The organism is Blautia sp. MSK18_10 (assembly GCF_020553185.1).
In the GTDB taxonomy this organism is placed as follows: Bacteria; Bacillota; Clostridia; order Lachnospirales; family Lachnospiraceae; genus Blautia_A; species Blautia_A wexlerae.
Window position 1 is genome coordinate 158,112 of the sequence record NZ_JAJCGT010000003.1, and the last position, 25,442, is coordinate 183,553.

20 protein-coding genes are annotated in these 25,442 nt (G+C 42.0%); 17 read left to right on the plus strand and 3 right to left on the minus strand.

Annotated elements, in window-relative coordinates; all coding sequences use genetic code 11:
- Position 1 precedes the first annotated feature (1 nt).
- The 13 genes from dxs to xerD all read left to right on the plus strand — a co-directional run bounded on the left by dxs (position 2) and on the right by xerD (position 15,396).
- On the plus strand, positions 2 to 1,873 hold the full coding sequence (dxs, locus tag LI074_RS02985; protein ID WP_022381296.1) for a 1-deoxy-D-xylulose-5-phosphate synthase: 1,872 nt from the start codon (positions 2 to 4) through the stop codon (positions 1,871 to 1,873).
- Positions 1,870 to 2,679: a TlyA family RNA methyltransferase gene (locus LI074_RS02990; protein WP_022381295.1), complete on the plus strand. Its 810-nt coding sequence runs from the start codon at positions 1,870 to 1,872 to the stop codon at positions 2,677 to 2,679. Before dxs ends, LI074_RS02990 begins: the two co-directional genes overlap by 4 nt.
- 23 nt (positions 2,680 to 2,702) lie before the next feature.
- Positions 2,703 to 3,563 (plus strand): NAD(+)/NADH kinase, encoded by an 861-nt coding sequence (locus LI074_RS02995; RefSeq protein ID WP_062807870.1) that lies wholly within the window; start codon positions 2,703 to 2,705, stop codon positions 3,561 to 3,563.
- 18 nt (positions 3,564 to 3,581) lie between these two features.
- Positions 3,582 to 4,040 (plus strand): arginine repressor, encoded by a 459-nt coding sequence (gene argR / locus LI074_RS03000; protein ID WP_062807869.1) that lies wholly within the window; start codon positions 3,582 to 3,584, stop codon positions 4,038 to 4,040.
- Between the two features lie 83 nt (positions 4,041 to 4,123).
- The gene (gene recN, locus LI074_RS03005) at positions 4,124 to 5,815 is read left to right on the plus strand and encodes a DNA repair protein RecN (protein WP_118521356.1); all 1,692 of its coding nucleotides are present in this window, start codon (positions 4,124 to 4,126) and stop codon (positions 5,813 to 5,815) included.
- A gap of 154 nt (positions 5,816 to 5,969) precedes the next feature.
- Positions 5,970 to 7,187 (plus strand): SpoIVB peptidase, encoded by a 1,218-nt coding sequence (spoIVB, locus tag LI074_RS03010; protein WP_020994066.1) that lies wholly within the window; start codon positions 5,970 to 5,972, stop codon positions 7,185 to 7,187.
- Positions 7,188 to 7,407: 220 nt separating this feature from the next.
- Positions 7,408 to 8,214 (plus strand): sporulation transcription factor Spo0A, encoded by an 807-nt coding sequence (gene spo0A, locus LI074_RS03015; RefSeq protein ID WP_022381058.1) that lies wholly within the window; start codon positions 7,408 to 7,410, stop codon positions 8,212 to 8,214.
- Positions 8,215 to 8,267: 53 nt separating this feature from the next.
- Positions 8,268 to 9,716, plus strand: a complete 1,449-nt coding sequence (gene glgA / locus LI074_RS03020; RefSeq protein ID WP_008704084.1) for a glycogen synthase GlgA — start codon at positions 8,268 to 8,270, stop codon at positions 9,714 to 9,716.
- A gap of 341 nt (positions 9,717 to 10,057) precedes the next feature.
- Positions 10,058 to 11,122 carry a recombinase RecA gene (gene recA, locus LI074_RS03025; RefSeq protein ID WP_022381059.1) on the plus strand — a complete coding sequence of 355 codons (1,065 nt, stop codon included), beginning with the start codon at positions 10,058 to 10,060 and terminating at the stop codon, positions 11,120 to 11,122.
- A 2-nt stretch (positions 11,123 to 11,124) separates the two neighbouring features.
- Positions 11,125 to 11,712, plus strand: coding sequence for a regulatory protein RecX (locus LI074_RS03030; RefSeq protein ID WP_179962914.1), 588 nt, complete (start codon positions 11,125 to 11,127; stop codon positions 11,710 to 11,712).
- Between the two features lie 174 nt (positions 11,713 to 11,886).
- On the plus strand, positions 11,887 to 13,446 hold the full coding sequence (gene rny, locus LI074_RS03035) for a ribonuclease Y (protein ID WP_008704078.1): 1,560 nt from the start codon (positions 11,887 to 11,889) through the stop codon (positions 13,444 to 13,446).
- Positions 13,447 to 13,664: 218 nt separating this feature from the next.
- Positions 13,665 to 14,258 (plus strand): stage II sporulation protein M, encoded by a 594-nt coding sequence (locus LI074_RS03040; RefSeq protein ID WP_008704076.1) that lies wholly within the window; start codon positions 13,665 to 13,667, stop codon positions 14,256 to 14,258.
- Between the two features lie 253 nt (positions 14,259 to 14,511).
- On the plus strand, positions 14,512 to 15,396 hold the full coding sequence (gene xerD, locus LI074_RS03045; protein ID WP_173697673.1) for a site-specific tyrosine recombinase XerD: 885 nt from the start codon (positions 14,512 to 14,514) through the stop codon (positions 15,394 to 15,396).
- Between the two features lie 250 nt (positions 15,397 to 15,646).
- Here the strand turns inward: xerD and LI074_RS03050 are convergent, their stop codons facing one another.
- Positions 15,647 to 16,678 carry a 3-deoxy-7-phosphoheptulonate synthase gene (locus tag LI074_RS03050; protein WP_025577295.1) on the minus strand — a complete coding sequence of 344 codons (1,032 nt, stop codon included), beginning with the start codon at positions 16,676 to 16,678 and terminating at the stop codon, positions 15,647 to 15,649.
- Positions 16,679 to 16,942: 264 nt separating this feature from the next.
- Positions 16,943 to 18,274, minus strand: coding sequence for a polysaccharide biosynthesis protein (locus LI074_RS03055; RefSeq protein ID WP_022381063.1), 1,332 nt, complete (start codon positions 18,272 to 18,274; stop codon positions 16,943 to 16,945).
- Positions 18,275 to 18,460: 186 nt separating this feature from the next.
- On the opposite strand from LI074_RS03055, the gene LI074_RS03060 reads away from it, so the two are divergent.
- The 4 genes from LI074_RS03060 (at position 18,461) to LI074_RS03075 (ending at position 23,404) form a co-directional block, all read left to right on the plus strand.
- Complete coding sequence (locus LI074_RS03060; RefSeq protein WP_022381064.1) at positions 18,461 to 18,937, plus strand: RrF2 family transcriptional regulator; 477 nt, start codon at positions 18,461 to 18,463, stop codon at positions 18,935 to 18,937.
- 17 nt (positions 18,938 to 18,954) lie between these two features.
- Complete coding sequence (gene nifS, locus LI074_RS03065) at positions 18,955 to 20,139, plus strand: cysteine desulfurase NifS (protein ID WP_173697674.1); 1,185 nt, start codon at positions 18,955 to 18,957, stop codon at positions 20,137 to 20,139.
- Between the two features lie 85 nt (positions 20,140 to 20,224).
- Positions 20,225 to 20,674 (plus strand): Fe-S cluster assembly scaffold protein NifU, encoded by a 450-nt coding sequence (gene nifU, locus LI074_RS03070; RefSeq protein WP_008704067.1) that lies wholly within the window; start codon positions 20,225 to 20,227, stop codon positions 20,672 to 20,674.
- A 195-nt stretch (positions 20,675 to 20,869) separates the two neighbouring features.
- Positions 20,870 to 23,404 carry a cation-translocating P-type ATPase gene (locus tag LI074_RS03075; RefSeq protein WP_022381066.1) on the plus strand — a complete coding sequence of 845 codons (2,535 nt, stop codon included), beginning with the start codon at positions 20,870 to 20,872 and terminating at the stop codon, positions 23,402 to 23,404.
- A gap of 76 nt (positions 23,405 to 23,480) precedes the next feature.
- Here the strand turns inward: LI074_RS03075 and LI074_RS03080 are convergent.
- Positions 23,481 to 25,442, minus strand: a 1,962-nt coding sequence (locus tag LI074_RS03080) for an amylosucrase (protein ID WP_330595114.1), incomplete at its 5' end; no start/stop codon positions are given.

Genomic DNA, 25,442 nt, shown 5'->3' on the forward strand with positions numbered 1-25,442 from the left:
AATGATTCTGGAAAAGATTAAGAAACCCAATGATATCCATAAGATACCATTGGAAGATTTCGAGCCTCTGGCAGCGGAGATCAGGGACTTTTTAATCCGGTCAGTAAGTCAGACAGGCGGACATCTTGCTTCAAATCTGGGAGTAGTGGAACTGACTCTGGCTCTTCATAATGTGCTGGATTTTCCGGAAGACAAACTAATCTGGGATGTAGGACATCAGGCATATACACATAAGATTCTTACCGGAAGAAAAGATGAATTTAAGAATCTGCGACAGGAAGGTGGATTAAGCGGTTTTCCTAAGAGAAGTGAGAGCCCCTGTGATGCATATGATGCAGGACACAGTTCCAATTCAATTTCGGCAGGACTGGGATATGTGCATGCCAGAGATATTCTGGGACAGAAGCATCATGTGGTTTCTGTGATAGGAGATGGTGCTCTCACCGGAGGAATGGCGTATGAGGCATTAAATAATGCTGCAGAGTTAAAGACAAATTTTATTATTATCATAAATGACAATAATATGTCCATTTCCAGAAATGTAGGAGGCATGTCCACTTATCTGAGTGCACTGAGAACTGCAGAAGCTTATACAGGAATGAAGATGGGTGTGACAAAGGCACTGAAGAAGGTTCCGAAGGTAGGGACTGCTCTGGTAGATACTATGAGAAAAACCAAAAGCAGTGTCAAGCAGCTTTTTATTCCGGGAATGCTGTTTGAAAATATGGGACTGACATATCTGGGACCTGTTGATGGTCATAATATGCGTCAGATGATGAAACTCTTTAATGAAGCAAAACGGGTAGAGGGACCGGTAGTTGTTCATGTCCTGACAAAGAAAGGCAGAGGATACGAACCTGCAAGTGCCCATCCGGACAGGTTTCATGGAACAGGTCCTTTTGATATTAAAACAGGCCGGGTACTTCAGAAGAAAACAGTGCCGGGTTATACAGATGTTTTTTCCAAAGCACTGGTCTCTCTTGGTGAGAAAAATAAAAAACTGACAGCTATTACCGCAGCCATGCCGGATGGAACCGGACTTGTGGAATTTTCCAGGAGATTTCCGGACAGATTTTTTGATGTGGGAATCGCAGAGGAACATGCGGTGAGTTTTGCGGCGGGTCTGGCTCTTGGCGGCCTGGTTCCTGTTGTTGCCATCTATTCATCTTTTCTGCAGCGTGCTGTAGATCAGATCCTGCATGATGTATGTATGCAGAAGCTTCATGTGATTTTTGCTGTTGACAGGGCAGGGCTTGTAGGCGCAGACGGGGAGACGCATCAGGGCTGCTTTGATCTGTCTTATTTGTCCATGATGCCGAATATGACTGTTCTGGCACCGAAGAATGACAGAGAACTGGAAGAGATGCTTGCATTTGCGGTAAGCTTTGACGGACCGATTGCAATCCGCTATCCGAGAGGCAGTGCGCATCAGGGGCTTCGGGAATATCAGGCACCTGTGGAATATGGCAGAAGTGAGATTATCCGCAAAGGAAAAAAAATCGCTGTGCTGGGAGTGGGAAGTATGATCCCGTCCTGCATGGAAATCTGTAAAGGACTGAAAGATGACGGCTATGATCCTACTTTTGTAAATGCCAGATTTGTGAAACCACTGGATGTGGATCTTCTTGATGAACTGGCAAAGGATCACAGTCTGTTTGTGACAGTAGAAGAGAATGTGAAAAGCGGCGGATACGGAGAGCATGTGTCTGCTTATATGGAAGCCTGTCATCCGGAAATAAGAGTGTTGTCGGCAGCTGTCTGGGATCGTTTCGTACCCCAGGGAAATGTAGAAAGCCTGCGCAGCCGGATTGGACTTGGAGTGGAAGACATCAGACAGGCAATAGAAGATAGTGAGGAATTAAGAGAGCAATGAAGAAACGTTTGGATATGCTTATGATGGAACGTGCCCTTGCACCATCCCGCGAGAAAGCAAAGGCATTCATCATGGCAGGCGATGTATATGTTGATGGTCAGAAAGAAGATAAGGCGGGAACCATGTTCCCGGAGACTGTAAAGATTGAGGTCAGAGGAAACACTCTTCCGTATGTAAGCCGCGGTGGGCTGAAACTTGAAAAAGCTATGAAAAACTTTGATGTCACATTGGATAGTAAGATCTGTATGGATGTAGGTGCGTCCACCGGAGGGTTTACAGATTGTATGTTACAGAACGGGGCAGTAAAAGTTTATTCCATTGATGTAGGATATGGACAGCTTGACTGGAAGCTTCGTAACGATCCGCGTGTAGTCTGTATGGAGAAAACCAATATCCGCTATGTGGTACCGGAGGATTTGGGAGAACCGGCAGATTTTTCATCAATTGATGTGTCCTTTATTTCTCTTACAAAAGTACTGCTTCCTGTAAGAAATCTCCTTACAGATGAGGGTGAGATCGTATGTCTGATCAAGCCGCAGTTTGAGGCGGGGAGAGAGAAAGTCGGAAAGAAGGGGGTTGTAAGAGATCCTGCTGTTCATCAGGAAGTGATCGAAAAAGTGCGCGATTATGCCATGAGTATTTTTATGGAGCCATGTCATCTTTCTTTTTCGCCAATTAAAGGACCGGAAGGAAATATCGAATATCTTCTTCATCTGAAAAAACATCCGGAAGGTACCGGGGTTACCGACAGCCTGAAGGTATCTGTAGAAGCTGTTGTGGCAGAGGCTCATGGACAGTTGGATTAAAAAGGCTGAGTCAGGAAGAAACTATGGACAGGTTTTATATTATTACAAACAGTGACAAGGATAAAAAACTTGAAATCACAGAAAAAATCGCAGATTATCTGAAAACACATCACAAAAACTGTGAAGTACAGCAGGCAGAAAGGAAACATGAGGGTTCCTTTCATTATACAGATCCTGATAAGGTTCCGGACGATACACAGTGTATTATTGTTCTGGGAGGAGATGGCACACTTCTTCAGGCAGCAAGAGATGTGGTGCATAAGGAAATTCCTCTTCTTGGAATCAATCTGGGAAATCTGGGTTTTCTTGCAGAAGTGAATCAGACCTCTCTGTACAGTGCTCTGGATCAGCTAATGGCGGATGATTACGAGGTAGAAGAACGCATGATGCTGGAAGGAAGGGTGTACCGCGGCAGAAAACTGATCGGACAGGATATTGCATTGAATGACATTGTGATCGGCAGAGACGGTCATCTCCGCGTGGTCCGGTTTAAGAATTATGTAAATGATGTTTATCTTAACTCTTATAATGCTGATGGAATTATTATTTCAACACCTACCGGATCTACCGGATACAGTCTGTCAGCGGGAGGACCTATTGTATCGCCCAATGCCGCCATGACGATCATGACTCCCATAGCACCACACACGCTGAATACAAGAAGCATTATTTTTCCTGCGCAGGATGTGATCACTGTAGAGATAGGAAAAGGAAGACACTGTGACTGTGAAAAGGGAATCGCATCTTTTGACGGAGATACATTTATCCCCATGGTCACCGGTGACTGCATTCAGATCCGGCGGGCAGATGTAAAGACAAAGATTCTGAAGCTGAACCATTTAAGTTTTGTTGAGGTATTGCGCCGGAAGATGAGAGACAGCTGATCAGCAGGAGGAAATAAGGTGAAAGTTGCGAGACATGAGAAAATTATTGAACTGATTCATCAGTATGATATTGATACACAGGAAGAGCTGGCCTCCAGACTTAATGAGGCAGGATTTAAGGTGACACAGGCGACTGTATCCAGAGATATTCGTGCTCTCAAGCTGACAAAAGTGGCAGGAAAGGACGGAAAGTCCCGTTATGCAATTATTAATAATGAATCAGGAAGTCTTGGAGAAAAATATACAAGAGTACTGGAAGATACCCTGCTTTCTATTGATGTGGGACAGAATATCATTGTGATCAAAACCGTTTCCGGAATGGCCATGGGCGTGGCAGCAGCCCTGGATGCGTTGAAATGGCCGGAAATACTGGGATGTATTGCAGGTGATGACACTATTATGTGTGTTGCAAAGACTGCAGACATGGCACTGGGAGCAGCAGAGAAACTGAGAAGTTTTGTCAGATTGAATAAGTGATCCCACGAGTAACTGCTCAATACCTTTGCAGTTGCGATCCTGAACTTTTAACATTACAAATGACTTGATTATGGAGGCAATAAATGTTAGCTCATCTGCATGTGAAAAATCTTGCACTGATAGAAGAAATAGAAGTAGAATTTGGTCCCGGACTGAATATCCTGACCGGTGAGACCGGAGCAGGTAAATCTATCCTTCTGGGGTCTATGCAGCTGATCCTGGGTGCAAAAACTTCTAAAAATATGATAAGGGAAAATGCATCCTATGCACTTGTGGAGCTGCTTTTTCAGGTAGAAAACGAGAAAGCACTGGAGACACTGAAAGCACTGGATATCTGTCCGGAAGATGGACAGGTACTTCTGTCCAGAAAAATCATGGATGGAAGAAGCATCAACAAGATTAATGGAGAGACAAGTACTGTAGGTCAGATGAAGGCCGCTGCTGCATGCCTTTTGGATATCCATGGACAGCACGAGCATCAGTCACTTCTGTATCAGGATAAGCAGCTTGCAATCCTGGATGCATATGGAAAAGAAAAAATCCTTCCTGCAAAGGAGAAAGTATCTCTGGCATATAAAGAATACAGCAAATGCAAAACAGAACTTGGTTCCATGAATATGAATGAGGAGCAGAGGAATCGTGAGCTGGCTTTTCTGGAGTTTGAGATCAAAGAAATCGAGAAAGCAAATCTGCAGCCGGGAGAGGATGAGGAACTGGAAGCCCGGTACAGAAAAATGAGCAATGCAAAACTCATCGTTGACTCCCTGCAGCTTGTACATAATCTCACAGGCTATGAAAGCAAGGAAGGCGCCGGAGAGACTGTCGGAGAGGCATTAAAGGAATTCTCTCATGTAACACAGTATGATCCGGAGCTTACACCTCTTGCAGAGACACTTACTTCTGTAGACGGTCTTCTGAATGATTTTAACAGAGAATTATCCGCTTATCTGGACGAGCTGACCTTTGATGAAGGAGAGTTTTATGAGACAGAGAGAAGACTGGATCTGATCAATGGACTGAAGGCAAAATATGGACGTACCATTGAGGAAATTTTCACATATCGCAAACTTCAGGAAGAAAAACTGGAAAAATTACATAAATATGAAGAAAATTTACAGGAATTAAAGGAGCGTCTCAGAGAACTGGAAAATATTCTTGAGAAAAAGTCGGATGAATTAGCAGAAATCCGTAAAGAATACAGTAAACAGCTTGAGCAGAAGATTATTCAGGGATTGAAGGATTTAAATTTCCTGGATGTGAATTTTGCCATTGATTTCCGGAAAAAGAAAAACTACACAGATAATGGAACCGATGATATCCAGTATCTCATTTCTACAAATCCCGGAGAAACTCTGAAGCCACTGGGACAGATCGTATCCGGCGGTGAGTTGTCTCGAATCATGCTTGCATTAAAGGCAATCCTTGCAGACAGAGATGAGATTGAGACATTGATCTTCGATGAGATCGATACTGGTATCAGTGGAAGAACTGCACAGAAAGTCTCTGAAAAGATGGCAGTGATCGGACAGCATCATCAGGTACTCTGCATCACGCATCTGCCGCAGATTGCAGCTATGGCAGACAGTCATTTTGAAATTGAAAAACATCTGCAGGGAACTGAGACTATTACCCAGATCCATGTGCTTAAAGAACATGATTCCATCCGCGAACTGGCAAGACTGTTAGGTGGTGCAGAAATTACACCTGCAGTTCTTGAGAATGCGAAAGAGATGAAAGAATTGGCACAGAAACAAAAAAATACAAGATTTAAATAAAATAATTGACCACATACTAAGAGAGGATAATCTTTGTGACGGATTGTTCTCTCTTATTTTTGTACCTTTCGGATTTGCTGTGATGGGAAGTGTTTTATGGCAATTTCACAGTTACAGAATTTCATAAATACAGAATGAAAGGATGTGCATAACAATGAACAAAAGAAAATACAGACTTTTTGTCATCTGTTGTCTTGTGCTGGATCTGTTGGTGATGCTGATATCAGGTTACAGATATCTGGACAGAAAGATACCTGACGAAATTCAGATTTCCAGAGGCAAAAAAACAGAAGATGTCACAGAAGTTTTGTCAACACCATTTGTTACATTTGAAGAAGCAGTTACTGTTTCGCAGGATGGAGGCTATATTCTGCCATGTAAACTTTTGGGTTATATTCCATTTAAAGAAATAAAAGTGACACCTGCAGATGATCAGGAAATTTATGTCAGCGGAAGCACCATAGGAATTTATATGCAAACAGAAGGTGTTCTGGTGATTGACACCGGTGAAATTCAGAATCGGAATGGTGAGACAGAGGAGCCTGCGAGAAATATTATCAGACAGGGAGATTACATTATCTCATTTAACGGAGAAAAAATCTCTACAAAAAGAGAACTGATAGATGACATCTCAGAACTTGATGGCAGCGAAGTTACACTGGGGATAAGCCGCAAAGGAGAGAGTATTCCTGTATCTGTAACTCCTGTAAAAGACAAAAAAGGAGACTATAAACTTGGAATCTGGGTAAGAGATGACACGCAGGGGATAGGAACGCTTACCTACGTAGATCAGAATGGTAATTATGGTGCCCTTGGCCATGGAATCAGTGATATAGACACTGCCCAGCTTCTGAATATCCGAAACGGAGCTTTGTATAAAGCCCGGATTCTTGCGATTAACAAAGGAAGTAAAGGCAATCCCGGCGAACTTGCAGGATACATCTGCTATGATGACAGAAATATTCTTGGAACTATCGAAGCAAACAGCAGAAACGGAATTTATGGTCAGTTCACAGGGATTGCAGATGATGCGATCACTTTAAAGAAAATGCCGGCTGCGTATAAGCAGGAAGTGAAGATTGGAACAGCCACAATTCTCTGCAGTACAGATGGCGAGGTAAAAGAATATGATGCAGAGATCAGAAAAATAGATTTGAATCATGAAGATACCAACAAAAGTTTTGTGATAAAGGTGACAGATAAAGAACTTCTGGAAGCTACAGGAGGGATTGTACAGGGGCTCAGCGGAAGCCCGGTTATCCAGAATGGAAAAATCATTGGTGCGGTAACTCATGTATTTGTTCAGGATGCTTCCAGCGGATATGGAATCTTTATTGAAAATATGCTGAAAAATACAGAAAGACTCTTTTAATGGATGATCAGGATTATGAAACAAAAATCTGATTATTGTCGAAATATATCAGATGCCTGTGAAAAATGAAAATAAAGAAAAAAGAATCACCAAAGCTGTCGACATAAAATAGGACAAATTTCCCTCTGTGTCTTGATTTTTCCGTAAGCATTCCTCTATAATATGTGATGAACCGAAAAAGAAAAGAGATTTATTGAAAAATGGGGGAGGAGTGAAATTTATGGAAAAATTAAATGTGGCAATTGCAGATGATAATGAGAAAATGGTGGAAGTACTTGGTCAGATAATAGAAGAAGACAAAGATCTGGAACTTGTGGGAAAAGCGCATAACGGAGAAGAAATCTGTAATATTATACGTGAAAAGGAACCGGACGTTGTGGTTCTGGATATTATTATGCCGAAAATGGACGGACTGGCAGTAATGGAGAAATTTGCCAATGACAAAAGTCTCAAAAAGATCCCATCATTTATCGTAGTTTCGGCAGTCGGTCAGGAACGTATTACAGAAAATGCATTTAACTTAGGGGCAGATTATTATATCCTGAAGCCTTTCGATAATCAGATGCTGCTTAATCGTATCAAACATGTGCGCAGAGCCAGCGAGAGAAGAATACGTCAGATCGGGCGGCAGCCTGAAAGGACAGAAGACAATCCGGTACCTGTGAGAAATCTGGAAACAGACGTGACAAATATCATTCATGAGATTGGAGTGCCTGCACATATTAAAGGATATCAGTATCTGCGTGACGCCATCATCCTGTCAGTTAATGACATGGAGATGCTCAATTCCATTACCAAGATACTGTATCCTACGATTGCAAAGAAACATCAGACAACAGCCAGCAGAGTGGAACGGGCTATCAGACACGCCATTGAAGTTGCCTGGAGCAGAGGAAAAATGGACACAATAGATGAATTATTCGGTTACACAGTCAGTACAGGAAAAGGGAAACCCACAAATTCAGAATTTATTGCTCTGATTGCAGATAAAATCAGACTGGAATATAAAAATCGCTCTTTCCAATAGTCATAGTTTGGAGTATAATTATTCAATAAAGGCTACCAAGGAGGGTTTTTCGCATGAAAAATATTTTATTTGCAACATCTGAAGCTGTACCATTTATCAAAACAGGAGGTCTGGCAGATGTAGCTGGCTCATTGCCGAAATATTTTGATAAACGATATTTTGATATTCGTGTGATCTTACCGAAATATGCCTGTATGAAACAGGAATGGAAAGATAAAATGAACTATATCACACATTTCTATATGGATCTTGGATATAAGAACTGCTATGTAGGAATCATGCACATGGAGTACGAAGGAATTCAGTTTTATTTTATTGACAATGAATACTATTTCAGCGGACCCAAACCGTATGATGGAGGAACATGGGATCTGGAGAAATTTGCATTCTTCTCCAAAGCTGTACTGTCAGTTCTTCCGGTTATCGGATTCAGACCGGATATTATACACTGTCATGACTGGCAGACCGGACTTGTTCCCGTATATCTGCACGACAGCTTCCAGCAGAATGAATTTTTCTGGAATATCAAGACGATCATGACAATACATAACCTTAAATTCCAGGGTGTATGGGATGTACAGACAATCAAGAATATCACAGGACTGTCCGATTATTATTTTACAGCAGACAAACTGGAAGCATATAAAGATGCCAACTATCTGAAGGGCGGTATTGTGTTTGCAGATGCAGTCACTACTGTAAGCAATACTTATGCAGAGGAAATCAAGACACCGTTCTATGGAGAAAAACTGGACGGCCTGATGTGTGCGCGTGCAAACAGCCTGCGTGGAATTGTAAATGGTATTGATTACAATGAATTCAATCCTGAAACAGATCCATATATCACAAAGACTTATAATGCAACAACTTTCAGAAAAGAGAAAGTTAAGAACAAACTTCAGCTGCAGAGAGATCTTGGATTGCAGGAAGATCCGAAGACGATGATGATAGGTATTGTATCACGACTGACAGATCAGAAAGGGTTTGATCTGATCGCATATGTGATGGATGAGCTTTGCCAGGATGCTATCCAGCTTGTAATTCTTGGAACCGGTGATGAACGTTATGAGAATATGTTCCGTCACTTTGACTGGAAATATCATGGAAAGGTATCTGCTCAGATCTATTATGATGAGAAAATGTCTCACCGTATCTATGCATCAGCAGATGCGTTCCTGATGCCGTCCTTATTTGAGCCATGTGGTTTGAGCCAGCTGATGAGTCTCCGTTACGGAACACTTCCGATCGTCAGAGAAACAGGTGGACTGAAAGATACGGTCGTACCTTATAATGAATATGAGGGAACTGGAAACGGATTTTCTTTCAGAAACTACAATGCGCATGAGATGCTTGCAACAGTGCGCAATGCGGAAAGAATCTATTATGATAAGAAACGTGAATGGAATAAAATGGTTGATCGTGCTATGGCAGCTGATTTCTCATGGGGTAATTCCGCACGTCAGTATGAAGAAATGTACAACTGGCTGATTGGTGATAAATAGAAACAGAGAGAAATATTAAAAACTACGAAAGAGCAGGGAATGTAAAAAAAGCACATTCCCTGCTTTTACTGTTATGTTGTTACTGTTTACACACCATTATCCCGCGAGGTGTTTTGGCATGAATATGCCAAAATCCCGAGACATACAAGCCAAAATTCTATTGCCGCAGGCAATCTGGTATGAATTTTGGCTACGTTACTGTGAACGGAGTGAACAGTAACCAGTAACATGAAAAGGTTATTCAGGCAGAATAAAAAGCTTGACATTTGACAGGAAGTATAATACTATAATAAATAGAAAACGAACATAAGTTCTTAAAGGGCTGAAGGAGATTAAAATAAATGATAAATGAAGAAAAGCAGAAAGCACTGGAAGCAGCGCTTGGACAGATTGAGAAACATTACGGGAAAGGATCAGTCATGAAACTCGGGGAATCCGGAGCAAATATGCAGGTGGAGACAGTCCCTACCGGATCTTTAAGTCTTGATATTGCACTTGGAGTAGGCGGTGTTCCCAAGGGACGTATCATCGAGATTTACGGACCGGAATCCAGCGGTAAGACAACCGTTGCACTTCACATGGTTGCGGAAGTGCAGAAACGAGGCGGGATTGCCGGATTTATTGATGCAGAACATGCTCTGGATCCTGTCTATGCAAAGAATATCGGTGTAGATATCGATAACCTGTACATATCACAACCGGACAATGGAGAACAGGCACTTGAGATCACAGAGACGATGGTGCGTTCCGGAGCTGTGGATATTGTGATCGTTGACTCGGTTGCCGCACTTGTACCGAAGGCGGAGATTGATGGAGATATGGGTGACAGCCATGTAGGTCTTCAGGCCAGATTGATGTCACAGGCTCTCCGTAAACTTACAGCAGTGATCAGTAAATCTAATTGTGTAGTTATCTTTATCAATCAGCTGCGTGAGAAGGTTGGAGTTATGTTTGGAAACCCTGAGACAACGACAGGTGGGCGTGCTCTGAAATTTTATTCATCTATCCGCATGGATGTCCGCAGAGTAGAGACATTGAAACAGGGCGGTGAGATGGTGGGAAACCACACCAGAATCAAAGTTGTGAAGAATAAAGTGGCTCCGCCGTTTAAACAGGCAGAATTTGATATTATGTTCGGAACCGGCATTTCCAAAGAGGGAGATATTCTTGATCTGGCAGCGGAATGCGGAATTGTAAATAAGAGCGGTGCATGGTACGCATATAACGGAGATAAGATCGGACAGGGACGTGAAAATGCGAAGATTTTCCTGAAAGAGCATACAGATATCTGTGATGAGATTGAGAAGCAAGTCAGAATCCATTATCATCTTCTTCCGGATGAAGAAGGACAGGCCAAAGAGCCGGTGCCGGCAACAGGTGATGCACCGGATGCTTCTGAGGAGTGATCATGGGGAATTCATCCGGAGATCTGAGAGAATTTCTCAGGAATGCAGAGGCTTTAAAGAGACAGACTGTACAGAAACAACAGAAAAATTTAACGGAAGAACCTGAAGAATACAGAGACGCAAGGCGTAAAGCCATGCGTCTCTTAGAACATATGGATCGGACGGAGAAGGGATTGAGAGAGAAATTGCGCCAGGCGGGATTTACCAGTCAGGCGGTTGATCATGCTCTGACATATGTTGAAGCCTATGGATATATAGATGATGAACGATATGCCAGAACTTATATTGCATACAGAATGGATACAAAGAGCCGGCAGAAGATCATCCGGGAACTTATGGGAAAGGGAATAGACAGGAAAACAGCGATAAATGCATGGGAGGAAGAGGCTGCCTTAAATATGCCTGATGAAAAAGAAATCCTCTATCGAACCATAGAAAAGAAATATCCGCCGAATACTGAGCTGGATGAGAAAAAAATGCGTCGGCTCTATGGTTATCTTGTGAGAAGAGGATTTGGATATTCAGACATTGCAGATACTCTTGAGAATATGAATATCAGACTTGTACATACATATTCGGATGAATCATAGTATACTCCATTGTATGTATATTGCAAAATATATTACTGAGAACAGAACGAACAGTAATTAAATATAGGAAAAATATTCAAACAATTATCCTGAAAAACTTGACATAAGTATGAAAAAAAGATAAACTTGTATTGTTGTATTTGTACAATGAAAACTAAATAAGGAGGTGCTCCTGTGACAACAACAATTATTGTTGCAATTGTCGCTGTGGTAGTCGCGCTACTTATTGCAGTTCCTGTTACTTGCAAAGTCGCTGTGAACAATAAAATCCAGAAGGATGCCGAGATTGTTGGGACAGCAGAAGACAAAGCAAGAAGCATCATAGATGAAGCTCTGAAAACAGCTGAGACTAAAAAAAGAGAAGCTTTATTGGAAGTGAAGGAAGAATCTCTCCGTACAAAAAATGAACTGGAGAAAGAAACCAAGGAACGAAGAAACGAACTGCAGAAATATGAAAATCGTGTATTAGCAAAAGAATCCGCGGTTGACAAGAAAGCAGATGCAGTTGAGAAGCGTGAAGCGGAATGCACAGCGAGAGCAGCTGAGGTGCAGAAGAAAGAAAAACGGGTAGAAGAACTTGAGCAAAAAGGAGTACAGGAACTGGAACGAGTTTCAGGTCTGACCTCCGAACAGGCAAAAGAAGAATTACTCAGATCCGTTGAAGATGATGTAAAAGTGGATGTAGCCAGACTTTACAGGGAATTGGAAAGCAGGGCAAAGGAAGAAGCTGGTAAGAAGGCTAAGGAATATGTTGTCAATGCCATCCAGAAATGTGCAGTTGACCATGTAGCTGAAACTACCATTTCGGTTGTTCAGCTTCCGAGCGATGAGATGAAGGGAAGGATTATTGGTCGTGAAGGCCGTAATATCCGTACTCTTGAGACACTTACAGGTGTGGATCTTATTATTGATGATACACCGGAAGCAGTTGTGTTATCTGCTTTTGATCCGATCCGTCGTGAAGTTGCACGTGTAGCTCTTGAGAAACTGATCGTAGATGGACGTATCCATCCGGCCAGAATCGAAGAGATGGTTGAGAAAGCCCAGAGAGAAGTAGAAGCGCAGATTCGCGAAGATGGTGAGAATGCAGCTATGGACGTTGGAGTTCATGGTATTCATCCTGAATTACTGAAACTTCTTGGACGTATGAAGTTCCGTTCAAGTTATGGACAGAATGCTTTAAGACATTCTATTGAGGTAGCTCAGTTATCCGGAATGCTGGCCGGTGAGGTTGGCGTAGATGTCCGTATGGCTAAGAGAGCAGGTCTTCTTCATGATATTGGTAAATCAATTGACCATGAAGTAGAAGGATCTCATATTCAGATTGGTGTGGATCTCTGTAAGAAGTATAAGGAATCCCAGATTGTTATCAATACGGTCGCATCTCATCATGGTGACTGTGAGCCGGAATCTCTGATTGCATGTATTGTACAGGCTGCAGATGCTATTTCAGCGGCGAGACCTGGTGCAAGAAGAGAAACGCTGGAAACTTATACCAATCGTCTGAAACAACTGGAGGATATTACGAACCAGTTTAAAGGTGTTGATAAATCTTTTGCCATTCAGGCGGGAAGAGAAATACGTGTAATGGTAGTGCCGGAGCATGTTAATGATGCAGATATGGTTCTCCTTGCGCGCGATATTGCGAAACAGATTGAAGCAGAACTTGAATATCCCGGTCAGATTAAAGTCAACGTGATACGTGAAAGCAGAGCGATTGACTATGCGAAATAATATGATTGTTCATTTTATGGACTATCGTGGACAGTTTTTTGCAGATATAAACTGTGCAGATTGTATTTATACAGTCTGTGCAGTTTTTTTATGTTATGTTATAGGAAATTACTCCGTAATGTTCCTATAACATAAAAAAGCCCTCCGGACACGATTCTTTCTTGTAAAGACAGGAATACTTCCTGGAATTTCTCAGTAAACTGGTACAGGGTGATAGAATGAAGAAAAACAGAACGGGAACCAAAAAATTTCCTGCGCTTATTTTATTTCTTCTTGGATTTCTGGCCGGAAATCTGATACCGAATATAATCTGGAAGGCAAAATGGCAACAGAAAACATGGGCATCGGTATATTTTCTGAGTACATTTGCAGGAAAAAATACAGGCAATATTGAATATCTGAAAGAAATATTAAAATACAGAGGTGTTTTTTATCTGTTGAATATAATCTGTGGATTTTCGGTTTTTGGTGCGCCGCTTGCTGTTATAACGCTTCTGGGATCAGGATTGTATGCAGGTATGATAATGACTGTTTCTATACTGGAATTTGGATTTGCAGGCGGGGTGATCGGAATGGGACTTTTGCTGCCACAATATTTATTTTACATTCCGGTCTGGCTTTATTCTATGGAACAGGAATGGAAGATATCATCAGAAATATGGAGAAACAGAGGTCTGATTTCCGGAGAAGTCAGTATTTATCTTAAAAAAATGTGCATTGCAGCAGTAGGATATTTTCTGGGAATACTTATCGAATGCTATGTGAACCCTCTGATTATTGACATTATTCTGAAATATATAAAAATTTTTTAATGACATATTTACTATATTTAGTATTGGTTGTCATAAAATTTCCGACATATGGTATTTGATGCTGAAAAAGCTTGAAATACAAGGATTTTTCTCGAAAAAAAGGTTTGATTTTATGTAAAATAAACAGTATAATACATATACATTTTATCGGAGAGAGTACGATTTTCTGCTGATAAACTGCGAAGAGGATTAATTTTCGTCTGATCGCAGGAGCTACAGGCAGCGGATATTTTGATTAAAAGGAAACGGGAATATGGACATAGAAATAAGGGAATTTATTACATATCTGCATAATACAAAAAAAACATCGGCAAATACAGAGATCTCATACCAGAGAGATCTGAAAAAAATGGCGGAATTTCTGAAGGAACGGGGAATCAGAAATTATAAAGATGTAAAAGAACTTGAGCTTGAAGGGTATATCAGTTACATGGAACGTGAGAAGTTTGCGTCATCTTCCATTTCCAGAAGCGTTGCTTCTATGAGAGCATTTTTTCAGTATCTGTGGAAGGAAGGCGTGATCGCAGAAGATCCGGCAGATAACCTGAAACCTCCGAAGGTTGAGAAAAGGGCACCTGAGATACTTACCATAGAAGAAGTGGATAAATTACTTCAGCAGCCGAAATTGGATACCCCTAAAGGGATAAGAGATTCAGCAATGCTGGAATTGCTGTATGCAACAGGTATGAGAGTCAGTGAGATGCTTCATCTTCAGATTTTTGATATTAATCTCCAGTTTGGATATGTGGTCTGTAATGAGAATGGAAAAGAGAGGATTATCCCTATTGGTATTCCATGCAAGAAGGCAATGGAACGGTATCTGCAAACAGCCAGAACTGTTTTTGTGAAAGATGAGAAAGAAACAGCATTATTTACAAATTGTTCAGGGAAAGCGATGAGCCGTCAGGGATTCTGGAAAGTATTAAAGGGATATGCGGATGATGCCGGTATCAAAAGGGATATTGCCCCGCATACATTGAGGCATTCTTTTGCTGTGCATATGCTGCAGAATGGTGCGGATATACGAAGCGTTCAGGAAATGCTGGGACATTCCGATATTTCCACTACGCAGGTTTATCTGGGCATGAATATGAATAAAATGCGTGATGTGTATATGAAAACACATCCACGTCATTAAAAACTTATTATTTATGAGGATTGCTATAATGTCAAATGAAAAAGCTTCTATAGTCTGTTTTGAACAGTTTATAGAAGCTTTTTTAACTGAATCAAGTAAGTCCCCTGCTTTAATTGCGAAGAGCAATAAGCAGTGGGTGGCTGAATAGTTTTTTCCTGTAATGTCATAACATGTGCTATTTACAGATAATGTAATTACAGCGATCCATCTGATCAGAGAGTATGGAATGTTGTTTATAAACAATAACGGATCAACACATCTCAGCAATTGTATACAGAAGACGTTCGGATTCTTCCCATCCAAGACATGGATCGGTAATAGATTTTCCGTAAATATGATCACATCCGATCTTCTGATTTCCCGGTTCAATATAACTCTCGATCATAAGCCCTTTTACCAGAGTATGAAGTTCCGGGTCTACCTGGCGGCTGTGGAGAACCTCTTTTGCAATACGAACCTGCTGGTCATATTGTTTATTAGAATTAGAGTGGTTGGTATCAACGATAACAGCCGGATTTTTAAGGTTTTTCTCCTGATATTTCTCCCAGAGAAGACGAAGATCCTCGTAATGATAGTTCGGGATTGCCTCCCCATGTTTATTTACGGCACCGCGGAGAATTGTATGAGCCAGTTCATTACCTGTTGTTTCTACTTCCCAGCTTCTGTAGATAAAACGATGTCCGCCCTGAGCTGCTACAACGGAATTGAGCATGACTGCAAGATCGCCGCTGGTTGGATTTTTCATACCTGCAGGAACTTCCATGCCGCTGACGGTAAGACGATGCTGCTGGTCTTCCACAGAACGTGCACCTACTGCCACATAAGAAAGCAGGTCAGAAAGGTAACGGTAATTTTCCGGATAAAGCATCTCATCTGCACAGGTCATACCACTGGTCCGGATTGCATGGATATGCATTTTACGGATTGCTACAAGCCCTGCAAGAAGATTTGGCTGTTTCTCGGGATCCGGCTGGTGAACCATACCTTTATAGCCTTCTCCTGTTGTTCTTGGTTTGTTTGTATAAACACGTGGAACAATCAGAACCTTGTCAGCTATTTTCTCCTGAACATTGCGTAATCTGGTAAGATAGTCCAGAACAGCATCTTCATTATCTGCTGAACAAGGACCGATGATTGCAAGGAATTTATCGGACTTTCCGGTAAAAACATCACGCAGTTCTTTATCTCTTGCATCTTTAACAGCCTGAATTTCAGCATCAATGGGATACTGATTACGGATTTCTTCAGGGGTTGGTAATTTTTTGATAAAATCGAATCCCATAGTAATATCTCCTTTGTGTCTATTTGTCTTGCTTTTTTCGGAATTTATTATAAACCATTCCTATCTGAATGTCGATAGCCAAAATATTTTCGGATGACTTTCTGCGATCATATCAAGCGTTACTGTTCACTTCGTTCTCAGTAACGTAGCCAAAATTCATTCCAGATTACCTGCGGCAATGGAATTTTGGCATATCCATGCCAAAACACCTCGCGGGATAGTGGAGTGTGAATAGTAACTATCAAGTCTCTTAATCAATATGCATTATTTACGGGGATTGCTATAGTTGTTTTGCAGTATTTGTAAACTGTGCAGGATGCTGAGCGCCAGTTCGCTGCAGAGAATCCCGTACAGATATCCCCGGATTCCCAGAACAGGGATTGCAAACAGCACGAAACTGATCCGGATGCAGACGCTGATCACACTGTGCAGCAGGCAGATGCCGGATTTTCCAAGGCCGTTGAGTACGCTGGTGAGAGTGGTGTTCAGGTACAGAAAAGGACAGATATAGGACATGGTATGGATATAGATTCCGGCTGTCTGACTGTGAAACAGAAAATTTCCAAGAAATTCTCCAAGAAACAGAAAAAAAACCAAGCAGGATCCGCCTAGTAGCAGACAGTATCGGAAAATCCTGCCGATCACATATTGGATTCGCTTTTGATACCCCAGAGTCTGCAGCTGGGTAATGGAGGGAATCAGCATGGCCGCAGCCGAGTTTGTAAGCGTAGCGGGGAAAAGAATAAGCGGAAGTGCCATCCCTGTAAAGATTCCGTAAACACTCAGGGAATCTTTGGGAGTAAGTCCTGACATTTGCAGCCTTGCAGGTATAAGAATCACTTCAATACTTCCCAGAAGGGTGAGCAGTATTTTATTCATGGTAAGAGGAACGGAAATATGGAGCAATTTTCTGAGAACAGAAAGCGGTCTTCTGATATTCCGGATATTATAATGTGTTACCTTAAAATGCATACTGACTGCGAAAAGAGAAATAAAAGATGAGGCTATTTCCCCGATAAGATTTCCGCCGACTGCAATTGCCGGAGTGATGTTTCGCCCTTGCGATGCACAGATCAGATAAAGAATATAACATCCGCCTGTGCGGAAAAGCTGTTCCAGAAGCTGGACTCCTGCGGGAAATCCGGCCTGTTTTCTTCCTAAATAATAGCTGCTGATACAGGTATGAAGTGTACTCAACGGAATACTCAGAGAAAGAATCCGTATCAGACCGGAGGTCTGTGACTCTTTCAGAATCTGTACTGCCCAGAAATCTGCATAGCTGTAAAGAAACCAGGAGAATACCAGGGAGAAAACAACAGAAAATACAGTTCCCACGACAAAATAATCTGAGATATGACGACTGGGATTTTTGGAAACTTTTTCTGCGGCAGTGAGGCGGGAGATTGCAGTCTGGATACCGGAAGCGCAGATGGACATGATCAGAATCTGCAGTGGAAGTATAAGCTGAAAGATACCAAGCCCATGTGCACCAATAGTGTGTGACAGGAATATTCTGTAAAAGAACCCCATAAGTCTGCTTAACAAACCGGCAAATGTAAGAAGTAAAGTTCCTTTGATAAAAAGTTTTTTTGACATAATGAAAAATCCAGACCTTTTCATGCGCAGCAGGTGCGAATATCCGCTTGACTAAAAAACAGTAACCTGCCGAAACGCCTTTACAGCAATATATGAACAAAACAGCCTTGACAGAACGGTTTGTTTCTGGTAAAGTAATCATGAAATCCGAGGGAAACACTGGGAATTAAAAAACGAGGTGAGAAAATGAAACTCTCAACAAGAGCCCGTTATGGCTTGAAAGCACTGATAGATCTTGGTTTGCACAGTGCGAATGAAGCGATATCTTTACAGAGTATTGCGGAGAGACAGGATATTTCCACAAGCTACCTCGAACAGCTTATGGCCATGCTTAAGAAGGCCGGTCTTGTAAAGAGCAGCAGAGGGGCTTACGGCGGATACCAGCTTGGCAAGCCGGCAGATGAGATCTCGGTCGGTGAAGTCCTGCGTGTGCTGGAAGGCAGCCTGGAAGCAGCAGCCTGTCCCGGGATTGAGAATGACGGAACCTGCCATGGCAGTGATGTATGTGTGGCAAAGCTCGTCTGGAAGAGAATCAATGACAGTATTACAAGCGCTGTCGATACCCTGATGCTTGGTCAGCTGATCGAGGAAAGCAGAAGAGTACATGAAGAAAAAATGGAAAGTCAGGGCATGGAAGAAAATGTACCGGACATACTTAAATAAAACAGGAGGACAAGAAAATGGGAAAAATGATTTATCTGGACAATGCAGCAACAACTAAAACAGCACCGGAGGTTGTCCAGGCAATGCTGCCATATTTTTCAGAATATTATGGCAACCCGTCCAGTATTTATGATTTTGCAGGCAAGAGCAAAGAGGCGATCACCAAAGGAAGAGAGCAGATCGCAGAAGTTCTTGGAGCAAAGAAAGAAGAAATTTATTTCACAGCAGGTGGTTCCGAGTCTGATAACTGGGCTCTGAAGGCTACCTTTGAGGCATATAAAGCAAAAGGAAACCACATCATCACAACAAAGATCGAGCATCATGCAATTCTCCATACCTGTGAATATCTGGAGAAACGCGGCGCAAAGATCACATATGTAGATGTAGACGAGAACGGTATTGTAAAACTGGATGAACTTGAGAAAGCAATCACACCGGAAACAATCCTGATTTCTGTAATGTTTGCAAACAACGAGATTGGTTCTATCCAGCCGATCAAGGAAATCGGACGTATCGCAAAAGAGCATGGAGTGCTTTTCCACACAGATGCTGTTCAGGCATTCTGTCAGGTTCCGATCAATGTGGATGAATGCAATATTGATATGTTAAGCTCCAGCGGACATAAGATCAATGGACCAAAAGGAATCGGTTTCCTCTACATTCGTAAGGGCGTAAAAATCCGTTCCTTTGTACATGGCGGTGCACAGGAACGTAAACGTCGTGCAGGTACAGAGAATGTGCCGGGAATCGTTGGATACGGTGCAGCAGCAGCACGTGCAAATGCATCCATGAAAGAACGTACTGACAAAGAAATCGCTATCAGAGATCATCTGATCCACAGAATTGAGGCAGAGATTCCTTATGTAAAAGTAAACGGTGACCGTATAAAACGTCTTCCGAATAACGTAAATGTCAGCTTCCAGTTTGTTGAGGGCGAATCTCTCCTGCTGATGCTGGATAATTATGGAATCTGTGCATCCAGCGGATCTGCCTGTACATCAGGTTCTCTTGATCCGTCCCATGTACTTCTTGCAATCGGACTTCCGCACGAGATTGCACATGGTTCTCTGCGTATGACACTCAGCGAAGAGACAACAATGGAAGATGTAGATTTCGTAGTGGACAGATTGAAAGAAATTGTAGCGCACTTAAGAAGCATGTCTCCATTATATGAAGATTTCATGAAAAAACAGAATAAATAACAAAACAGAAGATAATTGTTTGTATTTTTGCAGTTACAACAGAAATAATATTAAAAGAAAGTCAGGATAACAGGAGGAAACACAAATGGCTTACAGTGAAAAAGTAATGGATCATTTTCAGCATCCGCGTAATGTAGGAGAAATAGAGAACGCAAGTGGCGTAGGTACAGTGGGAAATGCAAAATGCGGTGATATCATGAGGATTTTTCTTGATATCGATGATGAAACACATATCATCAAAGACTGCAAATTCAAAACATTCGGATGTGGTGCGGCAGTTGCAACCAGCAGCATGGCAACAGAGATGGTAATGGGAAAAACCATCGAAGAAGCTATGGAAGTTACAAATAAGGCAGTTATGGAAGCCCTGGACGGACTTCCGCCTGTAAAAGTACACTGCTCCCTGCTTGCAGAGGAAGCAATCCATGCGGCTCTGTGGGATTATGCACAGAAGCATCATATTGAGATTAAAGGTCTTAAGAAACCAAAGTCTGATATTCACGAAGGCGAAGAAGCAGAGGAAGAAGAATATTGATTATAGCAAAAAAACTGAATCTGTTTGTAATCTGAAATCGTTATTTATAAAGAAGGGGCGGGTGATACTCATCATCTGCCCTGTGCTTTATATTATGGCATTATATGATACCAGGGACAAAAGATATTTTGTGAAGCAGTTCCCGCAATTTTTATTATATGATGCTGCTATAAATATTTTCTGCAGGAGGTAGCAATGACAGGACTTACAAATGAACAGGTGCAGGAGAGGATTGCAGAAGGAAAAGTTAATGTCAACGAGAACCCGAATACCAGAACCTACAAGCAGATCATTTTGGAAAACACGCTTACATTTTTTAACTTTTTAAATATTGCATTGCTTGTTCTGGTGCTTTTTGTGAGATCTTATAAGAACTCCATGTTTATGGGAATCATTCTGATCAATACAGTGATAGGTATTATTCAGGAGATCAGAGCAAAGAAGACGATTGACAAACTTGCAATCCTTACAGAGAGTAAAACAGTAGTTTTGCGTGAGGGGAAGAAATGGAGTATTTCCACAGAGAAACTGGTTCTGGATGATCTGATCTTTCTGAAAACAGGAGATCAGGTTCCGGCTGACGTAAAGGTACTGGAGGGAACTGTAGAAGTAAACGAGTCTCTACTCACCGGTGAGTCGGACAATCTGTCCAAAAGCCAGGGAGACGAACTTTTTTCAGGAAGCTTTGTGACATCAGGGGAAGCTTGCTGTCAGGTAATCCATGTTGGAAAAGATAATTATGCATCGCAGATCACAAGTGAAGCAAAGGAATTTAAACGTCATAATTCGGAACTTCGCAATTCTCTGAATGCGATTCTGAAGGTGATCAGTATCATTATCGTGCCTCTTGGTGCCATGTTGTTTTACAAGCAATATATGATCGTAGGAGATACACTGAAGGATTCTGTGGTAAATATGGTTGCCGCAGTACTTGGAATGATCCCGGAAGGCCTGGTACTTCTGACAAGTGTGGCACTGACATTGGGTTCTATGGTTCTTGCTACAAAGAAGACACTTGTGCAGGAGCTTTACTGTATTGAAACGCTGGCGAGAGTTGACACGCTCTGTCTGGATAAGACCGGTACGATCACAGAAGGTACCATGAAGGTTGAAGATGTGCAGTTGTATGATACAGCACAGACAACTGTTGTACAACATACAGCAAAATTTGATCCGGAAACAGGGGAGCCTGTTCAGAATGTGTCAGCATTAAAACCGGAGGTTACGGTATCAGCAGAGAAGGAAAACGGACAGATACAGGAAACAGTAAATTCAGAAACGGTATCTCAGGAAGAAAGACAGAAGCTTCAGGAAATTGACCACATTATGGGAAATATGATGTCAGTTCTTCATGATCAGAATGCAACAGCAGATGCGCTGAGAAAGCGCTTTCCTTCAAGAAATGACCTGAAACTGATCCATGCCATTCCTTTCTCCTCAGACAGGAAATACAGTGGTGCTGTTTTTGAAGGAAGAGGAACTTATCTGATGGGAGCTGCACAGTTCCTTTTTCCGGAAGGAAATGAAGAACTTCTGGAACATTGCAGCAGTTACGCACAGGAGGGATACCGTATCCTTGTTCTGGCTCACAGTGAACAGGAGACAAAAGGAACGGAACGCCCGACAGGACTTGAACCGTTGGGACTGTTTCTCATCACTGACGTGATACGTGAGGAAGCACCGGATACTCTGGCTTTTTTTGACAGCCAGGGAGTTGACCTTAAAGTTATCTCAGGAGATGATCCTGTGACTGTCTCTGCAATTGCAAAGAAAGCAGGACTGAAAAATGCCAATCATTATATCGATGCAACAACAATCAAAACTTCGGAAGAAATGCAGCGTGCAGTTGCAGAGTGCAGTGTATTCGGGCGTGTAACACCTCAGCAGAAGAAACAGATGGTACAGGCTCTTCAGTCACAGAAGCATACAGTTGCGATGACCGGTGACGGTGTAAATGACGTACTTGCACTCAAGGAAGCAGACTGCAGTATTGCCATGGCAGCAGGAAGCGATGCAGCTAAAAATATTGCAAATGTCGTTCTTCTTGATTCTAATTTCGGGGCAATGCCTCATATTGTAAATCAGGGCCGTCGTGTTGTAAACAATATCAGAAGTGCGGCATCCATGTTTCTGATCAAAACAATTTTTTCTGTTTTACTGTCATTGATCACAATTTTCTTTGGAGATGCATATCCCTTTGAACCAATCCAGATGTCACTGATCAGTGCCTGCGCAGTGGGAATTCCTACATTTCTTCTGACACAGGAGAATAATTACAATAAGATTGACCATACATTCCTGAGGCACGTATTTATGAATGCATTTCCTGCGGCAGTAACCATTACAGGATGTGTATTTACGATCATGCTGGTCTGTCAGGATGTATACCATTCCAACGTCATGCTTAATACAGCCTGTGTTCTGGTTACGGGGTGGAACTATATGTCTGCACTGCGTACAGTTTATTCGCCGCTGAACACATACAGAAAAGTGATCATTTATGGAATGCAGTTTGCATTTTTTATAAGTGCGGTTGTATTGCAGGATTTGCTGACACTGGGTTCTCTGGAATTTGGAATGATCATTCTGGTATTTGTACTGATGACATTCTCTCCAATCCTGATCGAAACTATTACAGAATGGATCAGGAGGATTTATGAGAAGTCACTGGACAGAGAAGATGAAAATAAAGGATTTTTTGCAAGATTTTTGGAAAGAGTCCAGAAGTAAAAAACGAGGACAATCTGTAAAATATGCAGATTGTCCTCGTTTGCATTATGCGGTCTGCGTTATGCAGATTAATGGTTTATTTCTTTCTGCACAGCCAGAAGCATCCAAATGCAGGGATCATAACACCTTTAGCTTCCATCTCATGTCCTGAGATAAGATCAGTGTATATGCCGTCATCTTCGTTGATCCATGCAACCTTATCCTGATCGCTGAAGTTATAGATTCCGATGAATTTCTCCTCTGCATTTTCGCGTACGATTGCAAGGATAGAAGAATCCCAGGTATCGATTGTACGAAGATCAGCTGTTGTATCAAAAACGCTGTGTGAACTTCTGATATGTTCCAGATGATCCAGTGCGTGGAAAAGTTTTCCCTGTACTGTATCTGCGATATTTCTGTTTGGAGCAAGTGACCAGTTGAATTCTCCTCTGTGAAGATAGCGGGAATCAACTGCCTTATCAGGATCATCTTTATAAGAATAGTCGTTTACCTGACCAATCTCATCTCCGCTGTAGATTACAGGGATACCTGACTGGGAAAGCATAAATGCATGAAGTGTGATGTCATAGCGCACACTTCTGTCAACACCAGCTACATTTCCTTCAAAACCATATTTCTCAATGCCGCACAGAGATGCGGTAGTACCGCAAAGTCTTGCATCACCCAGACGCGGGTCATCATTGTAAAGTTCACCGCGGCCAAATGTATCCGGATATTTGCCTGTAAAGAAATCATTCAGGAATTTCTTATGAGAAACCTCATCGATTGAGAAATTCTTCAGGAAATCATAATCCAGTCCCCAGCCAATATCATCGTGGCAACGCAGATAATTCTGGAAGATGTACTCTTTTGGAAGAGATCCCAGAATATCCAGCTGTCTGCGGAGCAGAGATACATCTTTGGTTGCAACTGTGTGCCAGGTGCTTGCCATAGTAGTAACGTTATACAGGATATGGCATTCCGGCTTTTCAAGTGTACCGAAATATGGAACAACTTTTTCAGGAGCCATGACAACCTCTCCGAGAAGAAGGACTCCCGGGCACACGATCTCGCAGATCATACGCATCATACGTACGATTGTGTGAACCTGTGGCAGGTTGCGGCAGTTTGTTCCAAGCTGCTTCCAGATATAAGGAACTGCATCGAGACGTACGATGTCAACACCCTGGTTTGCCAGATATAACATATTGTAGACCATTTCGTTAAACACAACAGGATTTCTGTAGTTTAAATCCCACTGGTATGGATAGAAAGTAGTCATGACATGCTTGTGAAGGTCATCCAGCCATGTAAAGTTGCCCGGTGCGGTAGTTGGGAATACCTGTGGACAGGTCTTCTCATAGAGTGCAGGAACATCGTAGGTATCAAAGAAGAAATAACGGTCCTGGTATTCTTTTTCACCTGCGCGAGCCCGTTTGGCCCACTCATGCTCTTCGGAAGTATGGTTCATAACGAAATCAAGGCAGATGTTGATGCCGCGTTCATGGCATTTGGAGGTAAGCTCTGAAAAGTCCTCCATAGTACCAAGCTCAGGCTGCACTGTGCGGAAGTCAGCTACTGCGTAACCACCGTCACTTTTTCCTTTCGGAGATGCGAGCAGAGGCATCAGATGAAGATAATTGACATTGCATTCTTCCACATAATCCAGATGTTCCTCCAGACCTTTTAAAGTATGTGCAAAATTGTTTACATACATCATCATGCCTACAAGGTCATTGCGTTTATACCAGTCCGGATCAGCCTCACGCTTTTTATCAGATGCCTTTAATGCTGAATTTCTGCTGTTATAGAAAGCTTCCATATTAGAAGTAAGATCATGCAGATAGGTCATGACATCATCATGATCCTGATATAATTCGCAATATAACCATTTCAGCTCATCATAATGTTTCTGAAAACGTTCATTATATAAAGTAAGATCAACAGGAACGTCCAGTTTAACAGGTTCCACTTTGGAAGTCTCGACCTTAACAGGTTCTACTTTAGAAGTCTCGACCTTAACAGGTTCCACTTTGGAAGTCTCGACCTTAACAGGTTC